We start from the raw sequence: 21,629 nt of genomic DNA on the forward strand, positions 1-21,629 counted from the left end.
CCCCTGCACGCTCACGCGTCGAGGTCCAGCACGATCTTCCCGCGGGTGTGGCCGCCCTCGAGCAGTTCGTGGGCCCGGGATATCTGCTCCAGTGGCAGCACATGGGACACCTCCAGCGGGTAGTGGCCCTCGCGCAGTCCGATCACCAGTCGGTCCAGGCGATCGCGGGTCACGGTGATCTCCGGGATCACCGCGGTGATGCCACGCTCGGTCGCGGGCGTGAGGTCGGCCAGGGTGGGCAGGGGCACCGCACGGCCGCCGGGAGCGATGTGGTCCAGGCTGGGCAGGAACGTGGAGTGGTAGTGGGTGTCCAGCACCACGTCCACCCCGCGACCCTCGGTGGCCTCCTCGATCACCTTCTCCCAGTCCTCCTCGTCGTAGGCGATCGGGGTGGCGCCGAGCTCACGGATGCGCTGCGCGTTGGCGGCACGACCGGTGGCCCACACCTGGGAGGCCCCGGCCTCCAGGGCCATGGGGATCAGCAGCTGGCCCACCCCGCCGGTGCCGCCGTGGATCAGCACCGTGTCACCCGCGCAGACCCTCGCGGCATCGTCCACGGCGGAGATCGCGGTGAGACCCACCAGGGCCAGACCGGCCCACCGGGGCAGTTCCTCGTGCATCACCTCGGTGGGCACGGGGGAGAGGGCGTCGGCCGCGATCGCGATCACCTCGGCCGCCGTACCGCGCAGGTCCCCGGGCGGGCGCATGCCGAACACGCGAGTGCCAGGGGCCAGGCCCCGCGAGCCCAGCTCCGAGTCGTCCAGGTCGGCGCCGCCGCTGATCACGGTGCCGGCCATCTCACGCCCCGTGCCCGCCGGCAGCTCCAGTTGGGACGCGAGGCGGGAGGAGCCGTCACGGATCTTGTGGTCCAGCGGGTTCAGGCCCACGTGGGTGACCTGCACCAGCACCTCCTCGGGCGTCGGTTCCGGCTCCGGGGCATCGCTGGCCACGGTGAGGACCTCGGGACCGCCGAAGCGGTCGAACACGATCGCGCGCATGCCTCCATCATGCACCCCGCATGCGTGGAAGGCGAGGGGCGGGGCGAGCTCACGGGAGGTGGTGGCAGACGGCGACGCCGGCATCGGTGCATGATGGAGTGATGAGCGGCTCCTCGATCGACGTGTTCACCTGGCGAGCCACCGTGCGTGAGCAGGTCGTCCTCGACCCCGGGTGCCTGGACCTGCCGCTCGGTGAGGCCCTCGGACGTGTGCTGGCCCGGCCCGTCACCAGTCCCGAGGACATCCCCGCCGTGCCGCTGTCGGCGATGGACGGCTTCGCGGTGCGTCGATCCGATCTCACCGCACCTGGTGCCACCCGCCTGCCCGTCGTGGCCGACATCCCGGCCCGTCCCGGCACGTCCCCGGAGCTGCCCCTCGGCGTGGCCATGCGCATCATGACCGGCGCCCCGGCGCCGGGTGGTGCCGATGCGGTGGTGGAGGTGGAGGCCACCGATGCGGACCCCTTCGGTGCGGTCCCGGCCGAGGTGACGATCACCCTCGATGCGCTGCCGCCCGAGAACCGCCACATCCGTGGGCGCGGGGAGGAAGCCACCCGCGACGACCTGCTGGCCGAGGCAGGCGACCAGGTGGGCGCGGGACTGATCGGGGTGGCACGGGCCCTGGGCATCACCTCCCTGCCCGTGCTCGCGCGACCGCGCGTGGGCGTGGTGGTCACGGGCGATGAACTGGCGACCAGCGGCCAGGGCGCCGACGATGCCCGCACCGCCGCGGCAGATCCCGCTCCCGGCATGGTGCGCGAGTCCAACGGCCTGATGCTCACCAGCGCCTTGGAGGCCGATGGTGCTGCAGCGCGCGCCTGGCACACCGGGGATGACCCCGCCACCCTGTGCTCCCTGCTGACCGAGATCGAATCCGAATGCGATCTGGTGCTGACCACCGGCGGGATCGGTCAGGGCGCCTTCGACGTGGTGCGCGCGGCACTGGGTGACGGGGGCACCGGCACCTCCCAGCTGGTGCATCTTGCCCTGCGCCCGGGCGGGCCGCAGGGCATGGGACGCCTGCCTGGCGGAACCCCGGTGATCCACCTGCCCGGTACGCCCGTCGGTGCACTGGTGGGGTACTACCTGTTCGTGCGGCAGCTGCTGCCCGCCGGCCACGCCGAGCCCCGACGAGTGCTGCTGGGGGAGGACCCGGGGCCGTTCAGCAGCCACCGGCATCGCCGCGCCGTGCTCGCCCAGCCCGGCAGGCTGCGCACCACGAGCGACGGCACGGAAGTGGTGGACGTGCTGCCCGGCAGGCGCCTGACGCCGTACGCCCGGGCCGATGCCCTGGTGCTGCGGGAGCCCGGGGTGAAGGACCAAGCGGATGCCGGCGGAGCGCCCTGCGCGGATGCAGCGGCTGTAGGCACGGTGCTGGTGCTGCCCCTCTGAACTCAGTCGCGCAGGCCCACTGCGGTCCAGTCCACCCGCTCCACACTGGAGGGACCCAGGTTCAGCACCCCGTCACGCACGGCCCACACCTCCGGCACCACGTGCAAGGGGATCACGGTGAAGGTCTGCGCGATGAGGGTGGAGATCTCATTGGCCAGCCTGGTGCGCTCGTCCTCCTCGGTCGCGGCGTCCAGCTGCTCCACCACCGGCCCGATCCGATCCTCGGCCATGCCGGTGAAGTTCTGGCCCGATTCCAAGGGATAGGCCATCGCCACTGCGGAGGTCCCGGGGAAGCGTGTCACCCGCCACGCGAAAGTGGTCAGGTCGAAGTCTCCGCCGGCGAGATGCGGGGCGAAGAACTCCGCCGCCGGGACAGTGCGCACCTCGACCTCGATGCCCAGGGCGGTGAGGTCCTCCTGCACCAGTGCCGCCCGCTGGGCGAGGGACGGCGAATCGGAGGGCACCACCATCACGATCGACAGGGGCCGGCCGTCCTTGGAGCGCCGTTCGCCCTCCAGCACCCAGCCGGCCTCGTCCAGCAGCGCTGCGGCGGCCTCCGGATCATGCGCGAGCCCGCCGAAGGAGTCCCGGTAGCCGGGCTGGCCTGGGAGGAACACCAGGTTGTCCATCAGAGTCACCGGCGCGCCAAGGGGGTCCAGGGCGGCATGGGCGAGGGCCTGCCGGTTGATGCCGCGGGCGATGGCCTCCCGCACCGCGGCATCGTCCAGGTGGGCCTCGGGCCCTGCCACGTTGAGGGTCAGGTGCGTGAAGGAGGAGCCCGCCGCCTTCTGGATCTGGGCATCGCTGCGCGTTGCCACCTGCTCGAGTTCCTCGGGGGTGCTCACCTCGAGCACGTCGAGCTCACCGGCCACGAAGGCACCAGGGGTCTGGGCCGAGTCCATCGCGGTGACCACGATGCGCTCCAGCCGCGGGGCGCGGCCCCACCAGTTCTCGTTGCGCACCATCGTCACCACGCCGCCTGCGGCATCGATCGACTCCACCCGGAAGGGGCCGCGGGAGGGAGTGGGCGTGGAGACGAACTCCTGGTTGAAGGCCTGGGGCGTGGCGGTGACCGTGGCGGGCACATCCGGATGCAGCACGGTGGGCCAGTCGGCGTAGGGAGAGGCGAACACGATCCTGCCGGTGAACTCGTCGCCGGTCTGTTCGATGGAGTGGATGCGGTCCCAGCCGGCAGTGGTGGCCACCTGGTACGCAGGGTCGCTGCCGTTGTTCGCCTGCCAGCGGGAGATCAGATCCGCCACGGTGATGGGGCTGCCGTCCTCCCAGGTGGCGGCGGGGTTATACCGGAAGCTCACCGTCTGCGGTTGGGTGGCGGTGACCTGGGAGCTCTCGATGTACGTGGGATCGGGGTCGATGCCCTGGGCCGTGAACTCCGCCCCCAGTCCCATCGGCCCACGCAGCAGGTCCAGCTCGGCCACGGCCCCGGCCACGTGATGGGAGTTCCAGTTCTCCGGCAGGCGAGGCACCACCAGGCGCAGCGTTCCACCCTCCGGCACCACGGTGTGGTCGGCGCGCTCCCAGCCCACATCCGGCAGGGTCGGCGCGCTGGTGGTGGCCGACGGGGTGCCCGGGGCAGGGGAGCCCCCGTCGCAGGCTGTCAGCACGATGCCGGTGCCCAGCAGCCCCGCGCCGCTGAGCAGCGCTCGCCGCGTGGGCGGGATGCTCACAGGACCGTCCGGTGGGGGTCGGCTTCCGGTTCCTCCATCTGCCGGGCGCGTTCCTGCTCCCTTCGCTGCTTGGAGTCCCGGCGTTCGCGGCGTCCTCGCATCACCGAGCGCACCAGGTCCAGCCCCGCGATCGCCCCGTATCCCAGGGCGAGGCCCAGGGTGAGGGAGGCCAGCCAGGGGCTGTAGGTCCAGCCGGTCAGCGGGATCAGCACGAGCACGAGCACCCCGATCGGCCAGGTGCCGCGGTCCCGGTGGCGCAGCAGATCGGCCGCCACCACGCACAGGACGACGCCGAGGGCGAGCACGATCAGATGCAGGAAGGTCACGATTCGAGCATAACTTCGCACCCTGCAGGGGCGCCTCAGGCACGGGCGGGGGCGGGAGGGGAGTCCACAACCCGTTCCCGAGACAGGACCCCGGCTGTCAAGGCATTATCGTGTCAGGCGCTATCGTGGCCGGATGCGTGAATCCGGTACACCCGGAGCGCACCGTGAGTAAGCAGTCGGCGGAATCAGCCGTGGAGCTGGGGAACCCGTCCGCAAGGATGTGGTGGGCGTCCGTCGAGGGGTCCAGCATGTCGTGCCCTGGTGCACGACGGCCGGGCCCGGTCAGACGCGTCGACAGTACGGAGAGGAACGGAACGGATGGTGGACCGCATGCCGAGGAGACGACGTGGCTAGATTCGTCGCAATCCGAGCGCTCACGTACGTGATCCTGGCGTTCCTGGCGACGAGCTTCGCCTACCTGCTGGCCGCCGCACTCATGAACCCGCAAGAAGTGCTGTACCCGCCGATCGCCACCGAGCCGGTGCCGTACCAGACGGCGCAGATGTACCTCGACGTGCGAAACGTCAACCCCGACACCCCGCTGATGGAGCGCTACGCGAACTGGCTGGGAGGCCTGGTGCGGGGTGACCTGGGCGTCACCACCGGCACCAACAAGTCGATGGTCCCGGTGACCACGGAGCTGGCCAACCGGATCCCCATCAGCCTGCGCCTGGTGGTGCTGGGCACCATCATCGGCACCGTGGCCGGTGTGCTGCTGGGCATGATCGCGGCCGTGGCCCGCGACTCCATCGGTGACCGCCTCACCACCCTGCTGGCCTTCTTCATCCTGTCCCTGCCCACCCCCGTGATCATCCTGATCGTGCAGCAGACCAACCAGGGGATCATGGACGTGACCGGCTGGGGCCTGCCCGCGATCAACCCCATCAACCCGCTGCTGACACCCGGGTCATGGGCCTCGATCGAGTACCAGATCAAGGCACTGGTGATGCCCACCATCGTGCTGTCCCTCAGTGCCGCGGCCTCCTACTCGCGGTACATGAAGGTCACCACCCTGGACGTGCTGGGCAGCGACTACCTGCGCACCGCCCGCGCCAAGGGCCTCACCCGCGGGCAGGCGATGAACCGCCACGGCCTGCGCATGGCGCTGATCCCCATGGGCCAGTACTTCGCCTTCGCCGTGGGCGCGGCCTTCACCGGCTCGCTGTTCGTGGAGCTCATGTTCAACTGGCAGGGCGTGGGTCGCTTCGCGGTCTCCGCGATCGGCATGGCCGATGTGAACGGGACCGCCGGCGTGGTCCTCTACACCGCCGTCCTGACCCTGCTCTCCGCCACCTTCGCAGACATCCTGCAGGGCGCGCTCGACCCGAGGATCCGGTGAGACGATGACGAATCCTGGCGGCATCCGTTCCACCGACGACGCCTCCGAACTGCGTCGTCAGACCGAGCCCGATGCGAATCCCGTCATGGGCTCCGCCCTGGACGACCCGACCTTCAGGGAGGACGAGCCCGCCGGCGACGGCCCGGGCATCGAGTCGCTCAGCCGCGGCGAGCTGCTGCGCAGGCGCTTCCTGCGCAACCGCGGCGCCTGGGTGGGGATGATCATCTTCACCGTGCTGGTGCTGATGGCGATCTTCGCGCCGATGTTCTACCAGTACGGTCCCTTCGAGCGGGACCTGCGCAACTCGCTGACCGGCCCCTCCCAGTTCCACTGGTTCGGGGTCAACGAGAACGGCCTGGACATCTTCGCCCGCACCATGGCGGGCCTGCGGATCTCCCTGGTGATCGGCCTGGGCACCGCGGTTCTCACCACGTTCCTGGCGCTGGTGGTGGGCATCACCGCCGGTTACATCGGCGGCAAGGGCAAGTGGGGCGCGATCGGCGACGGCGCGCTGGTGAACCTGATCAACCTGTTCCTGGTGATCCCCTCGCTGCTGCTGCTGATGCTGTTCAGCCCGGTCTTGCAGTCGGCCTCCTGGCTGTGGATGATCCCGCTGCTGGCCCTGTTCGCCTGGATGCTCACCGCCCGTGTGCTGCGAGCCATGACCCAGCAGCTGGTGCGCACCGAGTACGTCGAGGCCGCCAAGTTCATGGGCGTGAACCCCATCATCACGATGGTGCGGCACATCATCCCCAACATCGCCAGCTGGATCATCATCGACACCACCCTCGGGGTGAGCGCCGCGATCCTGGGCGAGACGGGCCTGTCCTTCATCGGCTTCGGCATCCAGTATCCGCAGGTTTCGCTGGGCACGGTGCTGCAGGACTACAACATCTCGGCCCCGTACACCTGGATCCCGCCGGCGGCCGTGCTCGCCGCCCTGGTGATCTCCATCAACCTCATGGGTGAAGCACTGCGCGACGCCCTCGACCCGACCAGCGGCTCCAGCCGACTCTGAGGGGGAGCCGAATGTCTGATCCGATCCTTTCCGTGCGTGACCTGAGCGTCACGTTCCCCTCCGAGTACGGCACCGTGCAGGCCGTCCAGAACCTCGACTACGAGGTGCGTCAGGGCGAGGCCCTGGCGATCGTGGGCGAGTCCGGCTCCGGCAAGTCCGTGAGCTCCCTGGCCGTGATGGGCCTGCTTCCCAAGAGCGCCACCATCAGCGGCGAGATCGAACTGATGGGCAAGAAGCTGTTCACGATGGACGACAAGCAGCTGTCCACCCTGCGCGGCAACACCATCTCGATGATCTTCCAGGACCCGCTGTCGGCCCTGACCCCGGTGTACCAGATCGGCCGCCAGATCGCGGAGGTGGTGCGCATCCACCACCCGAACGTGAGCGCCGACAAGGCCCACCGCCGGGCCGTGGAGCTGCTGGAGGCCGTGGGCATCCCGGAGCCGCAGCGGCGTGCCAAGCAGTACCCCCACGAGTTCTCCGGCGGCATGCGCCAGCGCGCCATGATCGCGATGGCGATCGCCAACGAGCCCGAGCTGATCATCGCCGATGAGCCCACCACCGCCCTGGACGTCACCATCCAGGCGCAGGTGATGGAGCTGCTCAAGAGCGCCCAGGAGATGCTGGGCGCGGCCACCGTGCTGATCACCCACGACATGGGCGTGGTCGCCGGCTTCGCCGACCGCGTGCTGGTGATGAAGGAAGCGCAGCTGGTGGAGACCGGCGGGGTGGACGAGATCTTCTACCGCCCCCGCGAGGAGTACACCCGGGCCCTGCTCTCGGCGGTGCCCCGCGTGGACCTGGCCGGCACCGACCACACCGACAGCGTGGCGGGCTCGGCGATGCTGGACCTCGCCAAGATCGCCGACAGCGCCGGCCCCAAGGCCCCCCGCGAGCAACGGCCCAAGGTCCTCGAGGTCACCGACCTGCACCGCGTGTACCCGATCACCAAGGGCGCCCTGGTGCGTCGCAAGGTGGGGGAGCAGCGTGCGGTGGACGGCATCTCCTTCGACATCCGTGAGGGCGAGTGCCTGGCCCTGGTGGGCGAGTCCGGCTGCGGCAAGACGACCACCCTGATGGAGATCATGCAGCTGCGCGCCCCGCAGCAGGGATCCATCAAGATCGCCGACACGGAGACCGAGAACCTCTCCCGCAAGGAGCGCGCCGCCATGCGGGCGGACGTCTCGATCGTGTTCCAGGACCCGATGGCGTCCCTGGACCCCCGCATGCCCATCGCCGACATCATCAAGGAGCCCATGCGCGTGCAGGGCTACAGCGACAAGCGGATGAACGAGCGTGTGGACTGGCTGCTGGGCATGGTGGGCCTGCTCCCCCAGCACGCCGCTCGTTTCCCCACGGAGTTCTCCGGCGGTCAGCGTCAGCGCGTGGGCGTGGCCCGCGCACTGGCCTGCGACCCCAAGCTGATCGTGCTGGACGAGCCCACCTCCGCCCTGGACGTGACCGTGCAGGCCGGCGTGCTGGCCATGCTGGCCGATCTCAAGGCCCGCCTGGGCGTGAGCTTCCTGTTCGTCTCCCACGACCTGTCCGTGGTGCGCCACATCTCCGACCGCATCGCCGTGATGAAGGCGGGCAAGATCGTGGAGCTCGGCCCCACCGACGAAGTGTTCGCGAACCCGCAGCACCCCTACAGCAAGGAGCTGCTGGCCGCGGTGCCGATCCCGGATCCGGAGATCGCCCGGCAGCGCCGCCGCCAGGTGATCGACCGCGAGGCCTTCGCGGGCTCGGAGAACCTGGACGAGGACGACGCCGCAGCAGGGATCGTGGATCCGCTGAACAGGAACGCGGGCGGTTCCCACGCCGCAGGCTGAGGCCGGACCGACCGGATCCGACGAAGGGGGCCACGCGAGCAGCGTGGCCCCCTTCGCCATGCCTGCGGGCATCACCACGCGTGATTGCGCGCGGACCTGCAGTGTTGCGAACAGGTAACAGGGTGGGCCCCAAGGCGTGTCGCGGGTCACGAGGTCCATAGACTGATTTCACCGCGCGCGAGGACCGTGGCCATGGAGGCCACTTCCAGGCCCCGCAGCACGGCTCGATACATCGAGCGGGCCCGAAGATCTCGGAGCCCGTGAGCGAAGGAGATCCACATGCGATTCACGCGACGTTCCATGCTGGGGGCGACTGCCCTGTCGGCAGTGACCGTGACGGCGCTGGCGGCCTGCAGCCAGGACACCGGCCAGGGTGGCGGCTCCGGCGGCACCGGTGGCTCCGGCGGCTCGGACGGCGGCGGTGGCGGCGGCGACCAGATCGCGGCGGATCAGAACGACATCAATGCCAAGGAGCGCGACGAGCTCGGCGAGGGTGGCGTGCTGCGCCTGGCCAACAACGCCTTCCCGGCCAACTGGAATCCCGCCCATACGGACGGCAACGAGGCCAACACCAGCGAGATGCTGCGAGCGATCTTCCCGCTCGAGCTCTGGTGGTCGAACGCCACTGGCGAAGTCACCGCGAATGAGCTCTACCTGAAGCGGCTCGAACTCACCTCCGAGGACCCCCAGGTCATGGAGATCGAGCTGAACGAGGGCATGCAGTGGTCTGACGGCACCCCGATCAACTTCAAGTCCATCGAGAACGCTTTCACCTACCTGGACGGTTCCAAGCCGGACTACGGCATCGCCTCTTCCGAGGGCTACGACAAGGTCGAGAAGATCGAGCAGGGTGAGAACGACCTCACCGCTGTGGTCACCTTCAAGGAGAAGTACGCCGATTGGATGGGTCTGGCCGCAGTTCTGCCGGACTCGCTGGTCGAGTCGGCTGAGGCCTTCAACACTGGCTGGATTGCGGAGCCTCTGGTCACCGCCGGCCCCTACAAGGTGGGCAAGATCGACGCCGCCAACAAGACCGTGCTGCTCGAGCCGGACGAGAACTGGTGGGGCGACAAGGCCCTGCTGTCCCAGGTGCTGTTCACCACCATCGAGGATCCCTCGGCGATGGCCACCAGCTTCCAGAACGGTCAGCTGGACGTCATCAAGACCACCGTCCCCGCCACCTACTCCGTGGTGGAGCCGCTGATCGACAACGGTGCCGTGCTGCGCAAGGCCGCGGGCCCGAACTGGACCCACATCACCCTGAACGGTGCCGAGGGTCGCCCGCTGGCGGACCAGGCCGTGCGTCAGGCCATCTTCCGGGCCATCGATCGCCATGAGGTGTTCCTCTCGGTCAACTCCACCATGCCGTACCCGGAGAACACCGAGCCGCTGAACAACCGCCTGCTGATGACCAACCAGGAGGGCTACCAGGACAACGCCGGTGATATGGGCAAGCCCGATCCCGACGCCGCCAAGAAGCTCCTGGAGGATGCCGGGTACACGATGGAGGGCGACGTCTACACCAAGGACGGCAAGGCCATCGAGATCACCTACGTGTACAACGACGGCTCCAAGACCAACGAGGCCGTGGTGCCCGTGGTCCAGGAGGCCCTCAAGGCTGTGGGCATCACCATGAACGTGCAGAAGGTGCCGCCGACGGATCTGTTCTCCAAGTACGTGATCCCCGGCGAGTTCGACCTGACCCTGTTCGGCTGGGTCGGCAACCCGTTCCTGTCCTCCGGTGACGCGATCTGGAAGACCGACGGAGAGCAGAACTTCGGCAAGGTCTCCTCTCCCGAGGTCGATCTGCTGCTCGACCAGGCCGCGGTGGAGACCGATCCCGCCAAGCGCCTGGAGATCATGAACGAGGCCGATGCCCACCTGTGGGAGGCCGCCGGTGTGCTCCCGCTGTGGCAGTCCTACGACTTCTTCGTCCAGCACCCGGATCTCGCCAACTACGGGGCCTGGGGCTTCGAGCGCCCGAATTGGACCAAGATCGGCTACGTCGCCGGTTCGGACAAGCTCAACGGCTGATCCGACCCGCATCTGAGGAGCCCCGAGCGTTCACGCTCGGGGCTCCTCCCCGTTGTCCGGCAGTGGGAGACTTGGTGCCATGACTGCTGATCCCCGATACCTCCGTCAGATGCGCCTGCCCCAGGTGGGGATCACGGGGCAGGAGAAGCTCGGTGACGCGCGCGTGGCCGTGATCGGAGCGGGCGGACTCGGTGCCCCGGTGCTGTCCTACCTCGCGGCCGCCGGGATCGGCTCGATCACGGTGATCGACGCGGACACGGTGGACCTCAGCAACCTGCACCGCCAGGTCATCCACCGCACCGACGCGGTGGGCAGGCCCAAGGCCGTGAGCGCGGCCGAGCATCTGGCGGCGCTGAACCCCGAGGTCCACGTGCGGGCCGTGGTGGACAACTTCACCCCCACCAACGCCCTGGAGGTACTGGCGGGGCACGATCTGGTGCTGGACGGCACCGACAACTTCCCCACCCGGTACCTGGCCTCCGATGCCTGCGAGATCCTGGACCTGCCGCTGGTGTGGGGCTCGATCCTGGGCTTCACCGGTCAGGTGAGCCTGTTCCACGGCGCCGGGGGAACGGGCGTCACCTACCGCGATGTGCATCCCGTGCCGCCGCGCCCGGGAGAGGTGCCCAGCTGTTCCGAGGCCGGGGTACTGGGAATGCTGTGCGGGGTGATCGGCTCCACCATGGCGATGGAGGCCGTCAAGCACATCCTCGGTGTGGGGGAGACCCTCCACGGCCGCATCGCCCTGTACGACGCGCTCACCGCGCGCTGGATGGAGGTGCCGGTGGCCCGTCACCCTGCACGTGAGGCGGTCACCGAGCTGGAGGACCTCACGCTCACCTGTGGCCTGCCCGGGCCCACGGGACCTGCCACCGACGAGGTCACGGCCGAACAGCTGCCCGGTCTGCTGGCTGCGGGGGTGCGGGTGATCGACATCCGCGAGGACCACGAAGTAGCCCGCGGCATGGTCGCCGGGGCGGAGCATCTGCCGATGGGCACCCTGCTGGCGGCCGATGGGAAGGATGCCGCAGATGCGCACAGGGACTCAGCGCTCGAGGGTGCTGTGCTCTACTGCGCTGCGGGCACCCGTTCCTCCAGCACCCAGCGCACCCTGGCCGGCCGAGGCATCGCGGTGCGCTCCCTGGCCGGCGGCTTCGAGGGGCTGCGCGACCGCGCCGACCAGCTCGGCATCGAACTCACCAGGTGATCACTGGCGATAGACCTCGCGTCGATGACCGATGCGGAGTACCAGGATGAGCACTTCTTCGTGCTCGATGCTCTTGAGTGCTTTCGCTGCTGAGCGACTGTAGGAGATCGAGTACGGCACGTGCGGTGTGAGTATTCGTAGTCGTGGGAGCCACCGAATCTTGCTCTTGGGGACCGCCGATCGTGCCGACGGGGGCCAGTAGCCGCCGCGGTGGGGACCACTGGCTCCCGCCGGCATCGGGTCACTGGGGCAGTGCGGTGTGTTCTCGCATGTTCCTGTCGCCGGTGTCGATCCAGATTGTGTTGTGCACGATGCGGTCCATGATCGCATCGGCGTGGACTGCTCCACCGAGCCGGGCGTGCCAGTCCTTCTTCGGGTACTGGGTGCAGAACACGGTCGAGCCGGTGTCATAGCGGCGCTCGAGCAGTTCCAGCAGCATCGAACGCATTCCCTCGTCAGGATGGTCCAGCAGCCACTCGTCGATCACCAGCAGCGAGAACGTGGAGTACTTCCGCAGGAACTTCGTCTGGCCCTGCGGCTTGTCCTTTGCCAGGGCCCAGGCCTCTTCGAGGTCGGGCATTCGGATGTAGTGGGCTCGGAGCCGGTGCTGGCAGGCCTGCTTCGCCAGCGCGCAGCCGAGGTAGGACTTCCCTGAGCCGGTGAAGCCCTGGAAGACCACGTTCTGTTGCCGCTGGATGAAGGAGCAGGTTGCCAGTTGCGCGATCACGTTCCGGTTCAGTCCCCGTTCCTCGACCAGATCCAGCCGCCGCAGGTCCGCTCCGGGATAACGCAGCCCCGCCCGGCGGATCAGACCCTCGACCTTTCCATGATTGAAGATGGAATGCGCCTCGTCCACGATCAGCTGGAGCCGTTCCTGGAACGACATCCCCAGCACGTGAGCCTCATCCTGGGCATCGATCGCGTCCAGCAGCGCGGTCGCGCCCATCTCGCGCAGCTTCCGCTTCGTGTCGTTATCGATCACGCTCACCGGACACCTCCGGCGTAGTAGTCGGCGCCACGGACGTATCCGCCGTCTTCCGCGGGTTCCTCGCGGGGTGGACGCAGGGCGGCGACCTTGTCCTGCCCGGTGGCCAAGATCGGGTGCAGATGCGCATAGCGCGGTGAACGGACCCGTCCCGTCAGCGCGAGTGCGCAGGCCGCCTCGACCCGATCTACGGAGAAGCGGCGAGAGAGCCGTAGCACCGCCAACGCGGGATCCAGGCCCTGTTCCACGATCGGCACGGACTCGAAGATCCGCTGGATCACGATCACCGTGGCCGGCCCGACCCGATCTGCCCACGCCCGCACCCTCTGCGCGTCCCAGGCCTGGAAACGCTCGCCCGCAGGTAGGTCCGCGTCGTTGGTGCGGTACTCATTGCTCGCGGTCTCCGGGAGCAGCAGGTGACTGGTCAGTCGCTGGCTGCCCTGATAGATCTCCAGCGTCCGGGCCGTGATGCGCAGATCGACCTTCGCGCCGATGTGCGCGAACGGCGCGGAGTAGAAGTTCCGCGCGAACGTGACGTGCCCGTTCCTGCCCACTCGTCGTCCGTAGTGCCATGTCGAGATCTCGTAGGGCACCGCCGGCAGCGGCGTCAGCAGCGGCCGCTCCTCCGCGTCGAACACGCTGGCGCGGGATCCGGGCCGCTTCTGGAACGGCTCCGCGTTATAGGCCTCCATCCGCTGCCCGATGGCGGCTGCAAGTTCGGGCAGGGACGTGAATCGCTGATCCCGCAGCCCGGCGATGACCCAGGTCGCGACGTGCGCGACGGTGTTCTCCACGCTCGCCTTGTCTTTCGGTTTCCGCACCCTCCCCGGGAGCACCGCCGCCGAGTAATGCGCTGCCATCTCGCGATACGCATCGTTCAGGACGATCTCGCCCTCGCGGGGGTGCTTCACCACACCGGTCTTGAGGTTGTCCGGAACGATCCTCGGGACCGTCCCGCCCAGCGCCTCGAACATCGCTACGTGCGCTCGCAGCCAGGACTCCTGGCGCATATCCAGCGCCGGGAAGCAGAACGCGTAACGAGAAAAAGGCAGGCAGGCAACGAACAAGAACACCTTCGAGACCTCGCCGGTGACCGGATCGGCCAGCTCCATCGTGGGGCCGGACCAGTCGACCTCCACGCTCTGGCCGGCCTTGTGACCGACTCTCGAAGCGGCACCGGTGACCATGACGTGGTGCTGGTAGGTGCGGCAAAACCGGTCATACCCCATCGCCGGATCCCCAGCCGCCGTGGTCGCGTCGAAGTACTCGCCGTGCAACAGCTTCAGCGTCACGCCGACCCTGGCCATCTCTCGATGGACCTGTTCCCAGTCCGGCTGTGCGAACACGCTCTCGTGCTCGCCCCGGCCCGGGAACAACCGGGCATACACCTGCTCATCGGCGACGTCCGCGATATCGCCCCACCCGATCCCTGCAGCGTCAGCGGCCTCGAACACCGCCCTCACGGACTTGCGGGACATGCCCTGCGAGGACGAAATCGCTCGCCCCGACAGACCTTCTGCGCGCAGCTGGAGCACCAGCTTCGCCCTGATCTTCCGTACCATTCCAGATTGCTCCTTCCGCCGCGTGCCCTATACACACGGCGGAAGGAGCGTAGACAGAGCGGCCCCAACGACACCACTGGTGGTCCCGAACGACGCCACCGCTACGGCAGCGACGTGGCACCCGAACCCTCGATCAGCGGACCCCAGCGAGGCGAATATTCACGGTGTGGGGTCAGCGGTCGAGCTCTGCCATCAGGTCCTCGTGCGAGATGCGTTCCTCGCGGCGAGCCTGGGCAGCGGCGAGGACGTCTGCACGATCTTCCAGTGCTTCGACGGCGGCGTCGTAGAACTCGGGAGAGACCACGACGGCACGACGGCGTGCGCCGCGAGAGGTGAGTTCGACGGGCTCGCGCTGTGCGGCGGCGATGAAGTCACTCTGCTGGCTGCGGAACTGAGAAAGCGTCGCGGAAACCATGCCGCAAGAGTACAACTTGTACAACTCGGAGGCAATGGTCGGCGCTGGTCAGCCGCCGGCGAACGGCGGCAGCACGTCGATGCGGTCCCCGTCGGCGAGCACGCGAGAGTGATCCGTGCAGGCCACCGCGTTCACCAGCAGGCTGGAGCGCTCGATCGCGGTCGTCGCATCTGCCGGCGCGCCGGCGGTGAGGTCGCGGATCGCTTCGGCCACGGTCGCTCCACGCACGGTGGCGGTGTCGCTGCCGTAGGCGGCCGCGGCCCCGGCGAACAGGCGCACCGTGATGGTGGCAGCCTCGGTCGCGCCGGTCGCGCCAGTCGCGGTGGTGCGGGTCTCGGATGGGGCGGGGGTGGTGGGAGTGGTCATCGTTCCTCCTGACGATGGGGGAGTGGTGCGGTCGGAAGGGGCGGGTTCATCCCCCGATGGCGCTCATCGGGCGGTCGGGCTGGACGAAGTCCTTCGAGTTCATACCGTGGCCTGCCTTCTTGCCCCACTGGGCGGCCCGCCAAATCCGGGCGATGTCCTCATCGGAGCCGCCACCGCGCAGGGCCCCGCGCAGATCGGTCTCCTCACGGGAGAACAGGCAGGTGCGCACCCTGCCCTCCGCGGTCAGGCGGGTGCGGCGGCAGTCCGCACAGAAGGGCCTGGTCACCGAGGCGATGATGCCCACCTGCCCGCGCGGGGTGCCGCTGGCGCGGTCGACCACGTCGTACAGCTCGGCGGGAGCGCCGTTGCGGGGCTCCTCGGCAGGGGTGAGCACGAAGCGGTCCGCGAGGATGCCGTGCACGTCCGCGGCGGTGATCATGGAGGTGCGCTCCCAGATGTGGTCCGCGTCCAGCGGCATCTGCTCGATCACCCGCAGCTGCAGGTTGCGATCCAGGCACCAGTCCAGCAGGTCCGGCAGTTCGTGGTCGTTGACCCCGGGCAGCAGCACGGCGTTGACCTTGATCGGGTCCAGGCCCGCCGCGCGGGCCCCGTCGATGCCCTCCAGCACCCGGTGCAGCAGGGGCCGTCGGCTCATCCGCTCGAAGGTCTCGGAGACCACCGTGTCCAGGGAGACGTTGATCCGGTCCAGCCCCGCCTCCTTCAACCCGGCCGCCTTGACGTCCAGGCCGATCGCGTTGGTGGTCAGGGAGATGTTGGGGCGCGGCCGCAGCGCCGCTACCCCGGCGATGATCTCGGTGAGGTCCGGACGGGTCAGCGGCTCCCCACCGGTGAAGCGCACCTGGTCGATGCCCAGGTGCTCCACGCCGATGCGCACCAGGCGCACCACCTCGTCCACCGAGAGCATCTGGTCCTTGGCCAGGAAGGTGAGCCCGGATGCGGGCATGCAGTAGGTGCAGCGCAGGTTGCAGAAATCCGTCAGCGAGAGCCGCAGGTCCGTGGCCTCACGGCCGAAGCGGTCCAGCAGAGCATCGCTGGCCGGGCGGTCGGCGGTGTCCGGCAGGGAGGTGGCCGTGGCATCGGTGGTGCGCGGCTTGGGCATCCCCAGACCCACTCGGCGAGGGCTCACGTGACATCACTCCCATCGGTCCCGACGAAGGCGGCCGGGCATCCATCCAGCATAGGAGGTCGAAGCGGCATGCACACGGATCGGTGCGCAGTGCCATATCCGAGGGTGTCCGCGCCATACTGGAACCAGCCCGAATCACTCCGGAGAGGCACTCATGTCAGCAGGCGCACCAGGCACGGATCGTCCCTCAGGCACGTCGGCCCCGGAACGCACCCCGCTGTCCGAGCACGTGGCCGACGCCGTGGCGCTGCTGGCCGCGGTGCGCCGTACCGAGCGGATCCGGGTGGGTCACGAGGCGGTGGGCAGGGTCAGTGCGGCCGACCGTCGGGCCGCGGTGGACGTGCCCGGTCACGACAACTCCCAGATGGACGGCTACGCCGTGGCCACCGCAGACCTGGGCGAGCGGGCGGGCACCGCGGGTGCGCCCGCTGCCGGCCTCACCATGCCGCTGGGCCCGACGATCGCCGCCGGGGACCCGCCTGCCGATCACCGGCCCGGCACCGCGGCCCCGATCATGACCGGCGCGCCGATCCCGCGCGGTGCCGATGCGGTGATCCCGGTGGAGGAGAGCGAGGCTGGTCGCTTCGCCGGCGAGCAGCACGGCGCGCCCGCACACACCGTGACCCTCCGCCCTGCTACCACCGAACCCGGCCGCTACGTGCGCCGTCGCGGCTCAGACACCCACCACGGCGACGTGATCCTCCGCGAGGGCCAGGTGCTCACCCCGGCACGGATCGCCCACCTCGCTGCCTGCGGGGTGACCGATGTCGAGGTGATCGCCCCGGTGCGCACCATCGTGCTGTCCACCGGCAGTGAGGTCACCGCCGCGCCCGCAGACCCCGCCGCCCCGACGGCCCCCGACGCGGCCGGCTCAGCCGCCACCCACCTGCCCGACGGCGCCACCTTCGACGCCAACGGGCCGGGCCTGGCCGCGGCCCTCACCGCCGCCGGAGCCCAGGTGGTCCACGTCGGCTCCGTGCCCGACGACGCCGAACAGCTCCTGGCCACCCTCCGCCACCTCGTCACCACCCACGATGCCGAGCTCATCGTCACCAGCGGCGGCGTGAGCATGGGCGCCTTCGAGGTGGTGCGCCACGCAGCCTCCCGCAGCGGCGTCACACTCACCTTCACCTCCGTGGCCATGCAGCCGGGCGGCCCCCAGGGCATCGGCACCCTGGACCTCCCCGCCGAGGAGCACGGCGCGCCCGGCCAGCACGTCACGCCCGGTCAGCACGATGCGGCAGATCACCGGGTGGCCTGGCTGGCCTTCCCCGGGAACCCCGTCTCGGCCCTGCTCAGCTGCGAACTGATCGCGCGCCCCGCCCTCGGCGCCCCCGATCGCCTGCGCCTGCGCCTGCCCGTCCAGCTCGATGCCGACGAACCCTCACCACCCGCGCTCGCCCAGTACCGCCGCGCCCGAGTGCTGCCCTCCGGCCAGGTGCGCCTGGCAGGCGGCCCGTCCTCCCACCTGATCGGCGGCCTGGCCCAGGCCGACGCGCTGGTGCTGGTGCCCGTCGGCACCGATACCCTGCGTGACGGCGACCTGGTGGAGACCATCCTGCTTCCCGGAGGAGAACGATGAACACCCAGCCCGACGACCTCTCGCACGTGCGCGCCGACGGCTCGGCCCACATGGTCGACGTGACCGACAAGGCCACCACCTCACGCCGCGCCAGCGCCCGCGCGGTCCTGCGCACCAGGGCCGACGTCGTGGCCCGCATCGCCGACGGCGACCTGCCCAAGGGCGAGGCCCTGCCGGTGGCCCGCATCGCCGGGATCATGGGCGCCAAGCGCACCAGCGACCTGATCCCCCTGTGCCACCCGCTGCCGCTGTCGGGCATCGAGATCGACCTGGAGGCGCGGGAGGATCGCGTGGAGATCACCGCCACCGTGCGCACCAAGGGCGTCACCGGGGTGGAGATGGAGGCGCTCACCGCCGCCTCAGTGGCAGCGCTGACCGTGTACGACATGATCAAGGCCGTGGACCACCTCGCCGTGATCGAGGAGATCAAGGTGCTGGCCAAGTCCGGCGGCAAGAGCGGGGACTGGCGGCGCGACGAGCCGTCGGCCCCGATGCGCGAGGAGGAGACCCGATGAAGCAGATGCCCGCCCGGCGCAGCGACGCCGACTGCACCGCCCGCACCGAGGACGCCCCCGCGCCCGCGCTCGCCGGCACCGCCCGGGTGATCATCGCCTCCACCCGCGCCTCCGACGGCACGTACGAGGACCGCACCGGGCCGCTGCTGGTGCAGTGGCTGCAAGGCCGCGGCCTGGACCAGGTCAGCAAGGTGCTGGTGCCGGACGGCCCCCAGGTGGGCGAGGCCCTCGCCGCCGCGATCGCCGATGGCGTGGATGTGATCATCACCTCCGGCGGCACCGGCATCAGCCCCACCGACGTCACTCCCGAGCAGACTGCCCCCCTGATCGAGCGGGAGATGCCCGGGGTGCTGGAGGCGGTGCGCCGCATCGGCGCCCAGAAGTCCCCCGTCGCGGTGCTGAGCCGGGGCCTGGCAGGCATGGCCGGGCGCAGCTTCGTGGTGAACCTGCCCGGCTCCCGCGGCGGGGTGAAGGACGGAATCGCCGTGCTGGACCCCATCCTGGACCACCTGCTGGAGCAGCGCGACGGCGGAGGGCACGAATGAGCCCCGCAGACCCCGGCCCCGGCCCCACCCCGTTCGGCGGCGGTCCCGACCAGCTGCGCGTGCCCGAGGACCCCCCGATGGGGCCCGCCCCGCAGCGGGTGCGGCACGCCGAGGTCACCGAGCAGCCCGTCTCCGTCGCCGCCCTCGCCCAGGCCGTGGCCGACCCGCGCTGCGGCGCCATGGTCACCTTCGACGGTGTGGTGCGCGACCACGACGGCGGCAAGGGGGTCTCGCGCCTGGAGTACTCCGGCCACCCCGGTGCCGGCGAGGTGATCATCGAGGTGGCCCGCGAGATCACCGAGCGCTACCCGGACACCGTGATCGCGCTCGCCCACCGAGTGGGGCCACTCGCGATCGGCGAGACGGCGCTCGGCTGCGCGGTGGCCGCACCGCACCGCAAGCAGGCCTTCGCCGCCTGCGACGACCTGGTGGACACCGTGAAGCAGCGCCTGCCCATCTGGAAGCACCAGCACTTCGCCGATGGCACCGACGAATGGGTGGGAGCACTGGGATGACGCCGGGGGCACGCCGATGACCACGGGGGGAACGCGATGACGTACGTACCGCCAGGGTTCGCCTGGGGCCAGGACCAGGATTTCCTGTGGGTCGCTGCCGGGGAGTTCCTGCTTGCCCTCGGCGTGCGGGAGGAGACGGTGCGGCCCCTGGGGCAGCTGCGGCCGCTCTACGAGAAGTGGGAGCAGGTGGAGTAGAAGCTGCTGGGCCCGGCGGCCGGCGCCTCCATGGGCGTCTCCCTGCACCTGCTGGATGACCGGCAGCGGGCCGAACTGGACGACGACATCGCCCGGGCCCTGGCCGTACTGGTGCCGATCGCCGAGGAAGTGCTCCAGCAGCTGGACAAGCAGAGGATCTGCCCCGAGATCCTGGGATACCGGCGGGAATCGCTCGACGGAGCCCTCGCCGATCTGCGCGCCTACGCGGCCGACGAGGGGTGGCGCGGCAAGGACGAGGCCGCCATCGAGGAGCACCTGCGGTGGATCGAGTCCCGGCATCGCATGGAGACCCCGCCCGCCAAGGCGAGCGCGGGAGAGGTGCGGCGCATCGTCGCGATCCTGCGGCGGATGCCGCGGCGCACCCTGCGGCGCATCACCAAGGTCACCAGCACGCCGGCGCTGATGGCGCTGGTGGGCAGCGGCCTGGCCGCGGTGCGCCGCTCCGACATCGGCAGCTCCCCACCACCTGCACCCAGTGCGGTCAGCATGCACACCAGCAGCCGCGAGACGACGTACGACCACCGCTGGTCACTGATCGCGAAGATGAGCCTGGTGGGCATCGCTCCCACCGTCGTCGTGGCGGGGTTGCTGGTGCTGGGGGTCGGGATGCTGATGACCGGAGCCGTCACCGCTGTGGTCGACATCGTGGCCCTGGTGATGCTCACGGTGATGGCCTTCGGAGGCGACAGCTCGGCCTCGGCACGCCAGCAGGCGCTGCGCTCCACCACGGCCGGGGGCATGCTGGCCGCCTGGGGCACCTGGAACTTCGGGGTGGGCCTGTTCCCGCTGATCTACGCCCTGGTCGAGGAAGGATCTGTCATCACCGCGGTGCTCGGTGGGATCCTCACCGTCGTCGGAGCCGTGCTCGGCATCGTCGGTTCGGTGCAGCGGGTGAGCGCGAGGCGCCGGGCCGGTCTTGCCGAGGAGGACTACGACATCCCGGTGGGTATGGTGCCCTGACCAGCACACGCTGGTAGGGGAACGACCTGGCTGACTGGGGGCATGATGACGACAGGGGCACGATCATGAGCGCACCGTGGGAACTGGAATGGGCGGAGGACCCGGCCTTCGTGTGGGTCGCGGCAGGTCAGCTGTTGCTCGCTCTCGGGGTGCGGGAGGAGACGGTGCGGCCGCTGGGGGAGCTGCGGCCCCTGTACGAGAAGTGGGACAGCGCCCTGCACGGCGGACCGGGCGGCACCCTCGCCACCCCACCGCTGGACTCCCTGCCCCGCCGCCGGCGCGCCGAGCTGGACGACGACCTGGGGCGCGCCCTCGCGATCCTGCTCCCGGTGGCCGAGGAGGCCTTAGAACAGCTGGTCCGCCGGCAGATCCGGCCCGAGATCATGGGGATCCGGCGCGATGCCCTGGACGGTGCCCTCACCGACCTGCGGCGCTACGCCGCCTCCGAGGGCTGGCGCGGCGAGGACGAGCAGGCCATCCAGGGCCACGTCCAGTGGATCACCGACGGTCACCGGTGGAAGACCCCCCTTCAGCCGCCCGGCCCGGGGGAGGTGGGCCGCATCGTGGATGTGCTCAGCGCGATGCCGCGCCCCACCCTGCGCCGCATCGCCGGGGTGTCCAACCGGCCCGCTCTGATGGCACTGGTGGGCGGCTGGTTCACCATGGTGCACAGCGGCCGCACAGAGGATGGCACGGCCGTGGCACCGGAGCTCACCTCCGAGCAGAGCGACCCCGTCGCGGAGCTGCAGCGGGAGATGGACCGCCGCGACGCGGAGCTCGAGGAGCAGCTGGCACGCAACTGCGCCGGTGGCGGGGCTGTGGAACATGGCAGTGGGACTGTTCCCGGCCGTCATGGCCCTTACCGAGCCGGAGTACGTCACCGCCGGGATCCTGGGCGGTGCGTTCGCGGTCCTCGCCCTGGCAGCGGCCCTGATCGGTGCCGTGCATCGTGAACGCGCCCGGAAGCAGGCCGGTCTGCCCAAGGACGACA

22 protein-coding genes are annotated in these 21,629 nt (G+C 69.8%); 13 read left to right on the forward strand and 9 right to left on the reverse strand.

Translation table 11 applies throughout. The annotated features are described in order from the left end of the window. Nucleotides 1-11: 11 nt before the first annotated feature. Complete coding sequence (locus tag JOD52_RS02540) at nucleotides 12-998, reverse strand: NADP-dependent oxidoreductase (RefSeq protein WP_204408704.1); 987 nt, start codon at nucleotides 996-998, stop codon at nucleotides 12-14. Nucleotides 999-1,099: 101 nt separating this feature from the next. On the opposite strand from JOD52_RS02540, the gene JOD52_RS02545 reads away from it, so the two are divergent. Then, nucleotides 1,100-2,389, forward strand: a complete 1,290-nt coding sequence (locus JOD52_RS02545) for a molybdopterin molybdotransferase MoeA (protein WP_239551745.1) — start codon at nucleotides 1,100-1,102, stop codon at nucleotides 2,387-2,389. Between the two features lie 2 nt (nucleotides 2,390-2,391). Here the strand turns inward: JOD52_RS02545 and JOD52_RS02550 are convergent, their stop codons facing one another. Beyond that, entirely contained in the window at nucleotides 2,392-4,077 is a 1,686-nt protein-coding gene (locus JOD52_RS02550; protein WP_204408705.1) for an ABC transporter substrate-binding protein, read from the reverse strand. Then, the gene (locus JOD52_RS02555; RefSeq protein WP_204408706.1) at nucleotides 4,074-4,403 is read right to left on the reverse strand and encodes a hypothetical protein; all 330 of its coding nucleotides are present in this window, start codon (nucleotides 4,401-4,403) and stop codon (nucleotides 4,074-4,076) included. Before JOD52_RS02555 ends, JOD52_RS02550 begins: the two co-directional genes overlap by 4 nt. Nucleotides 4,404-4,749: 346 nt before the next feature. Between JOD52_RS02555 and JOD52_RS02560 the strand changes: the two genes are divergently transcribed. The 5 genes from JOD52_RS02560 to JOD52_RS02580 all read left to right on the forward strand — a co-directional run bounded on the left by JOD52_RS02560 (nucleotide 4,750) and on the right by JOD52_RS02580 (nucleotide 11,830). Next, nucleotides 4,750-5,742, forward strand: coding sequence for an ABC transporter permease (locus JOD52_RS02560; RefSeq protein ID WP_031306875.1), 993 nt, complete (start codon nucleotides 4,750-4,752; stop codon nucleotides 5,740-5,742). A gap of 4 nt (nucleotides 5,743-5,746) precedes the next feature. Then, entirely contained in the window at nucleotides 5,747-6,760 is a 1,014-nt protein-coding gene (locus JOD52_RS02565) for an ABC transporter permease (RefSeq protein WP_017822287.1), read from the forward strand. An 11-nt stretch (nucleotides 6,761-6,771) separates the two neighbouring features. After that, nucleotides 6,772-8,589, forward strand: a complete 1,818-nt coding sequence (locus tag JOD52_RS02570; RefSeq protein WP_204408707.1) for an ABC transporter ATP-binding protein — start codon at nucleotides 6,772-6,774, stop codon at nucleotides 8,587-8,589. Nucleotides 8,590-8,868: 279 nt separating this feature from the next. Further along, nucleotides 8,869-10,623, forward strand: coding sequence for an ABC transporter family substrate-binding protein (locus JOD52_RS02575; protein ID WP_204408708.1), 1,755 nt, complete (start codon nucleotides 8,869-8,871; stop codon nucleotides 10,621-10,623). 79 nt (nucleotides 10,624-10,702) lie between these two features. After that, a complete protein-coding gene (locus JOD52_RS02580) occupies nucleotides 10,703-11,830 on the forward strand; it encodes a ThiF family adenylyltransferase (protein ID WP_239551747.1) in 1,128 nt (375 codons plus the stop codon). On the opposite strand, the gene JOD52_RS02585 is transcribed toward JOD52_RS02580, so the two are convergent. The 6 genes from JOD52_RS02585 to moaA all read right to left on the reverse strand — a co-directional run bounded on the left by JOD52_RS02585 (nucleotide 11,831) and on the right by moaA (nucleotide 16,278). Continuing rightward, a complete protein-coding gene (locus JOD52_RS02585) occupies nucleotides 11,831-12,067 on the reverse strand; it encodes a type II toxin-antitoxin system RelE family toxin (protein WP_204408709.1) in 237 nt (78 codons plus the stop codon). A 4-nt stretch (nucleotides 12,068-12,071) separates the two neighbouring features. After that, entirely contained in the window at nucleotides 12,072-12,818 is a 747-nt protein-coding gene (locus JOD52_RS02590; protein ID WP_338124028.1) for an ATP-binding protein, read from the reverse strand. Beyond that, on the reverse strand, nucleotides 12,815-14,377 hold the full coding sequence (gene istA, locus JOD52_RS02595; protein WP_204408388.1) for an IS21 family transposase: 1,563 nt from the start codon (nucleotides 14,375-14,377) through the stop codon (nucleotides 12,815-12,817). Before istA ends, JOD52_RS02590 begins: the two co-directional genes overlap by 4 nt. Before the next feature lie 172 nt (nucleotides 14,378-14,549). Further along, a complete protein-coding gene (locus JOD52_RS02600) occupies nucleotides 14,550-14,792 on the reverse strand; it encodes a type II toxin-antitoxin system prevent-host-death family antitoxin (protein WP_017822282.1) in 243 nt (80 codons plus the stop codon). Between the two features lie 48 nt (nucleotides 14,793-14,840). Further along, nucleotides 14,841-15,158: a MoaD/ThiS family protein gene (locus JOD52_RS02605; RefSeq protein ID WP_204408710.1), complete on the reverse strand. Its 318-nt coding sequence runs from the start codon at nucleotides 15,156-15,158 to the stop codon at nucleotides 14,841-14,843. A gap of 46 nt (nucleotides 15,159-15,204) precedes the next feature. After that, entirely contained in the window at nucleotides 15,205-16,278 is a 1,074-nt protein-coding gene (gene moaA / locus JOD52_RS02610) for a GTP 3',8-cyclase MoaA (RefSeq protein WP_017822280.1), read from the reverse strand. Nucleotides 16,279-16,534: 256 nt separating this feature from the next. Here moaA and JOD52_RS02615 point away from each other — a divergent pair, with 256 nt between their 5' ends. The 7 genes from JOD52_RS02615 to JOD52_RS02645 all read left to right on the forward strand — a co-directional run bounded on the left by JOD52_RS02615 (nucleotide 16,535) and on the right by JOD52_RS02645 (nucleotide 21,591). Further along, nucleotides 16,535-17,887, forward strand: a complete 1,353-nt coding sequence (locus JOD52_RS02615) for a molybdopterin molybdotransferase MoeA (protein ID WP_338124040.1) — start codon at nucleotides 16,535-16,537, stop codon at nucleotides 17,885-17,887. Further along, complete coding sequence (gene moaC / locus JOD52_RS02620; RefSeq protein ID WP_017822278.1) at nucleotides 17,884-18,402, forward strand: cyclic pyranopterin monophosphate synthase MoaC; 519 nt, start codon at nucleotides 17,884-17,886, stop codon at nucleotides 18,400-18,402. Before JOD52_RS02615 ends, moaC begins: the two co-directional genes overlap by 4 nt. After that, nucleotides 18,399-18,947, forward strand: a complete 549-nt coding sequence (locus JOD52_RS02625; RefSeq protein ID WP_204408712.1) for a MogA/MoaB family molybdenum cofactor biosynthesis protein — start codon at nucleotides 18,399-18,401, stop codon at nucleotides 18,945-18,947. Before moaC ends, JOD52_RS02625 begins: the two co-directional genes overlap by 4 nt. Beyond that, entirely contained in the window at nucleotides 18,944-19,462 is a 519-nt protein-coding gene (locus JOD52_RS02630) for a molybdenum cofactor biosynthesis protein MoaE (protein WP_204408713.1), read from the forward strand. Before JOD52_RS02625 ends, JOD52_RS02630 begins: the two co-directional genes overlap by 4 nt. A 36-nt stretch (nucleotides 19,463-19,498) precedes the next feature. Further along, complete coding sequence (locus tag JOD52_RS02635; RefSeq protein ID WP_204408714.1) at nucleotides 19,499-19,657, forward strand: hypothetical protein; 159 nt, start codon at nucleotides 19,499-19,501, stop codon at nucleotides 19,655-19,657. A gap of 30 nt (nucleotides 19,658-19,687) precedes the next feature. Next, the gene (locus JOD52_RS02640; protein ID WP_204408715.1) at nucleotides 19,688-20,638 is read left to right on the forward strand and encodes a hypothetical protein; all 951 of its coding nucleotides are present in this window, start codon (nucleotides 19,688-19,690) and stop codon (nucleotides 20,636-20,638) included. A 65-nt stretch (nucleotides 20,639-20,703) separates the two neighbouring features. Continuing rightward, complete coding sequence (locus JOD52_RS02645; RefSeq protein WP_204408716.1) at nucleotides 20,704-21,591, forward strand: hypothetical protein; 888 nt, start codon at nucleotides 20,704-20,706, stop codon at nucleotides 21,589-21,591. Nucleotides 21,592-21,629 lie beyond the last annotated feature (38 nt).

Origin of the sequence: Brachybacterium muris, assembly GCF_016907455.1 — a bacterium.
Classification (GTDB): domain Bacteria; phylum Actinomycetota; class Actinomycetes; order Actinomycetales; family Dermabacteraceae; genus Brachybacterium; species Brachybacterium muris.

Coding starts and splice junctions, on each gene's coding strand:
- JOD52_RS02540 (WP_204408704.1), bottom strand. CDS start 998: ATGCGCGCGATCGTGTTCGACCGCTTCGGCGGTCCCGAGGTCCTCACC.
- JOD52_RS02545 (WP_239551745.1), top strand. CDS start 1,100: ATGAGCGGCTCCTCGATCGACGTGTTCACCTGGCGAGCCACCGTGCGT.
- JOD52_RS02565 (WP_017822287.1), top strand. CDS start 5,747: ATGACGAATCCTGGCGGCATCCGTTCCACCGACGACGCCTCCGAACTG.
- JOD52_RS02570 (WP_204408707.1), top strand. CDS start 6,772: ATGTCTGATCCGATCCTTTCCGTGCGTGACCTGAGCGTCACGTTCCCC.
- JOD52_RS02575 (WP_204408708.1), top strand. CDS start 8,869: ATGCGATTCACGCGACGTTCCATGCTGGGGGCGACTGCCCTGTCGGCA.
- JOD52_RS02580 (WP_239551747.1), top strand. CDS start 10,703: ATGACTGCTGATCCCCGATACCTCCGTCAGATGCGCCTGCCCCAGGTG.
- JOD52_RS02585 (WP_204408709.1), bottom strand. CDS start 12,067: ATGCCGGCGGGAGCCAGTGGTCCCCACCGCGGCGGCTACTGGCCCCCG.
- istA (WP_204408388.1), bottom strand. CDS start 14,377: ATGGTACGGAAGATCAGGGCGAAGCTGGTGCTCCAGCTGCGCGCAGAA.
- JOD52_RS02600 (WP_017822282.1), bottom strand. CDS start 14,792: ATGGTTTCCGCGACGCTTTCTCAGTTCCGCAGCCAGCAGAGTGACTTC.
- JOD52_RS02605 (WP_204408710.1), bottom strand. CDS start 15,158: ATGACCACTCCCACCACCCCCGCCCCATCCGAGACCCGCACCACCGCG.
- moaA (WP_017822280.1), bottom strand. CDS start 16,278: ATGCCCAAGCCGCGCACCACCGATGCCACGGCCACCTCCCTGCCGGAC.
- moaC (WP_017822278.1), top strand. CDS start 17,884: ATGAACACCCAGCCCGACGACCTCTCGCACGTGCGCGCCGACGGCTCG.
- JOD52_RS02625 (WP_204408712.1), top strand. CDS start 18,399: ATGAAGCAGATGCCCGCCCGGCGCAGCGACGCCGACTGCACCGCCCGC.
- JOD52_RS02630 (WP_204408713.1), top strand. CDS start 18,944: ATGAGCCCCGCAGACCCCGGCCCCGGCCCCACCCCGTTCGGCGGCGGT.
- JOD52_RS02635 (WP_204408714.1), top strand. CDS start 19,499: ATGACGTACGTACCGCCAGGGTTCGCCTGGGGCCAGGACCAGGATTTC.
- JOD52_RS02640 (WP_204408715.1), top strand. CDS start 19,688: ATGGGCGTCTCCCTGCACCTGCTGGATGACCGGCAGCGGGCCGAACTG.
- JOD52_RS02645 (WP_204408716.1), top strand. CDS start 20,704: ATGAGCGCACCGTGGGAACTGGAATGGGCGGAGGACCCGGCCTTCGTG.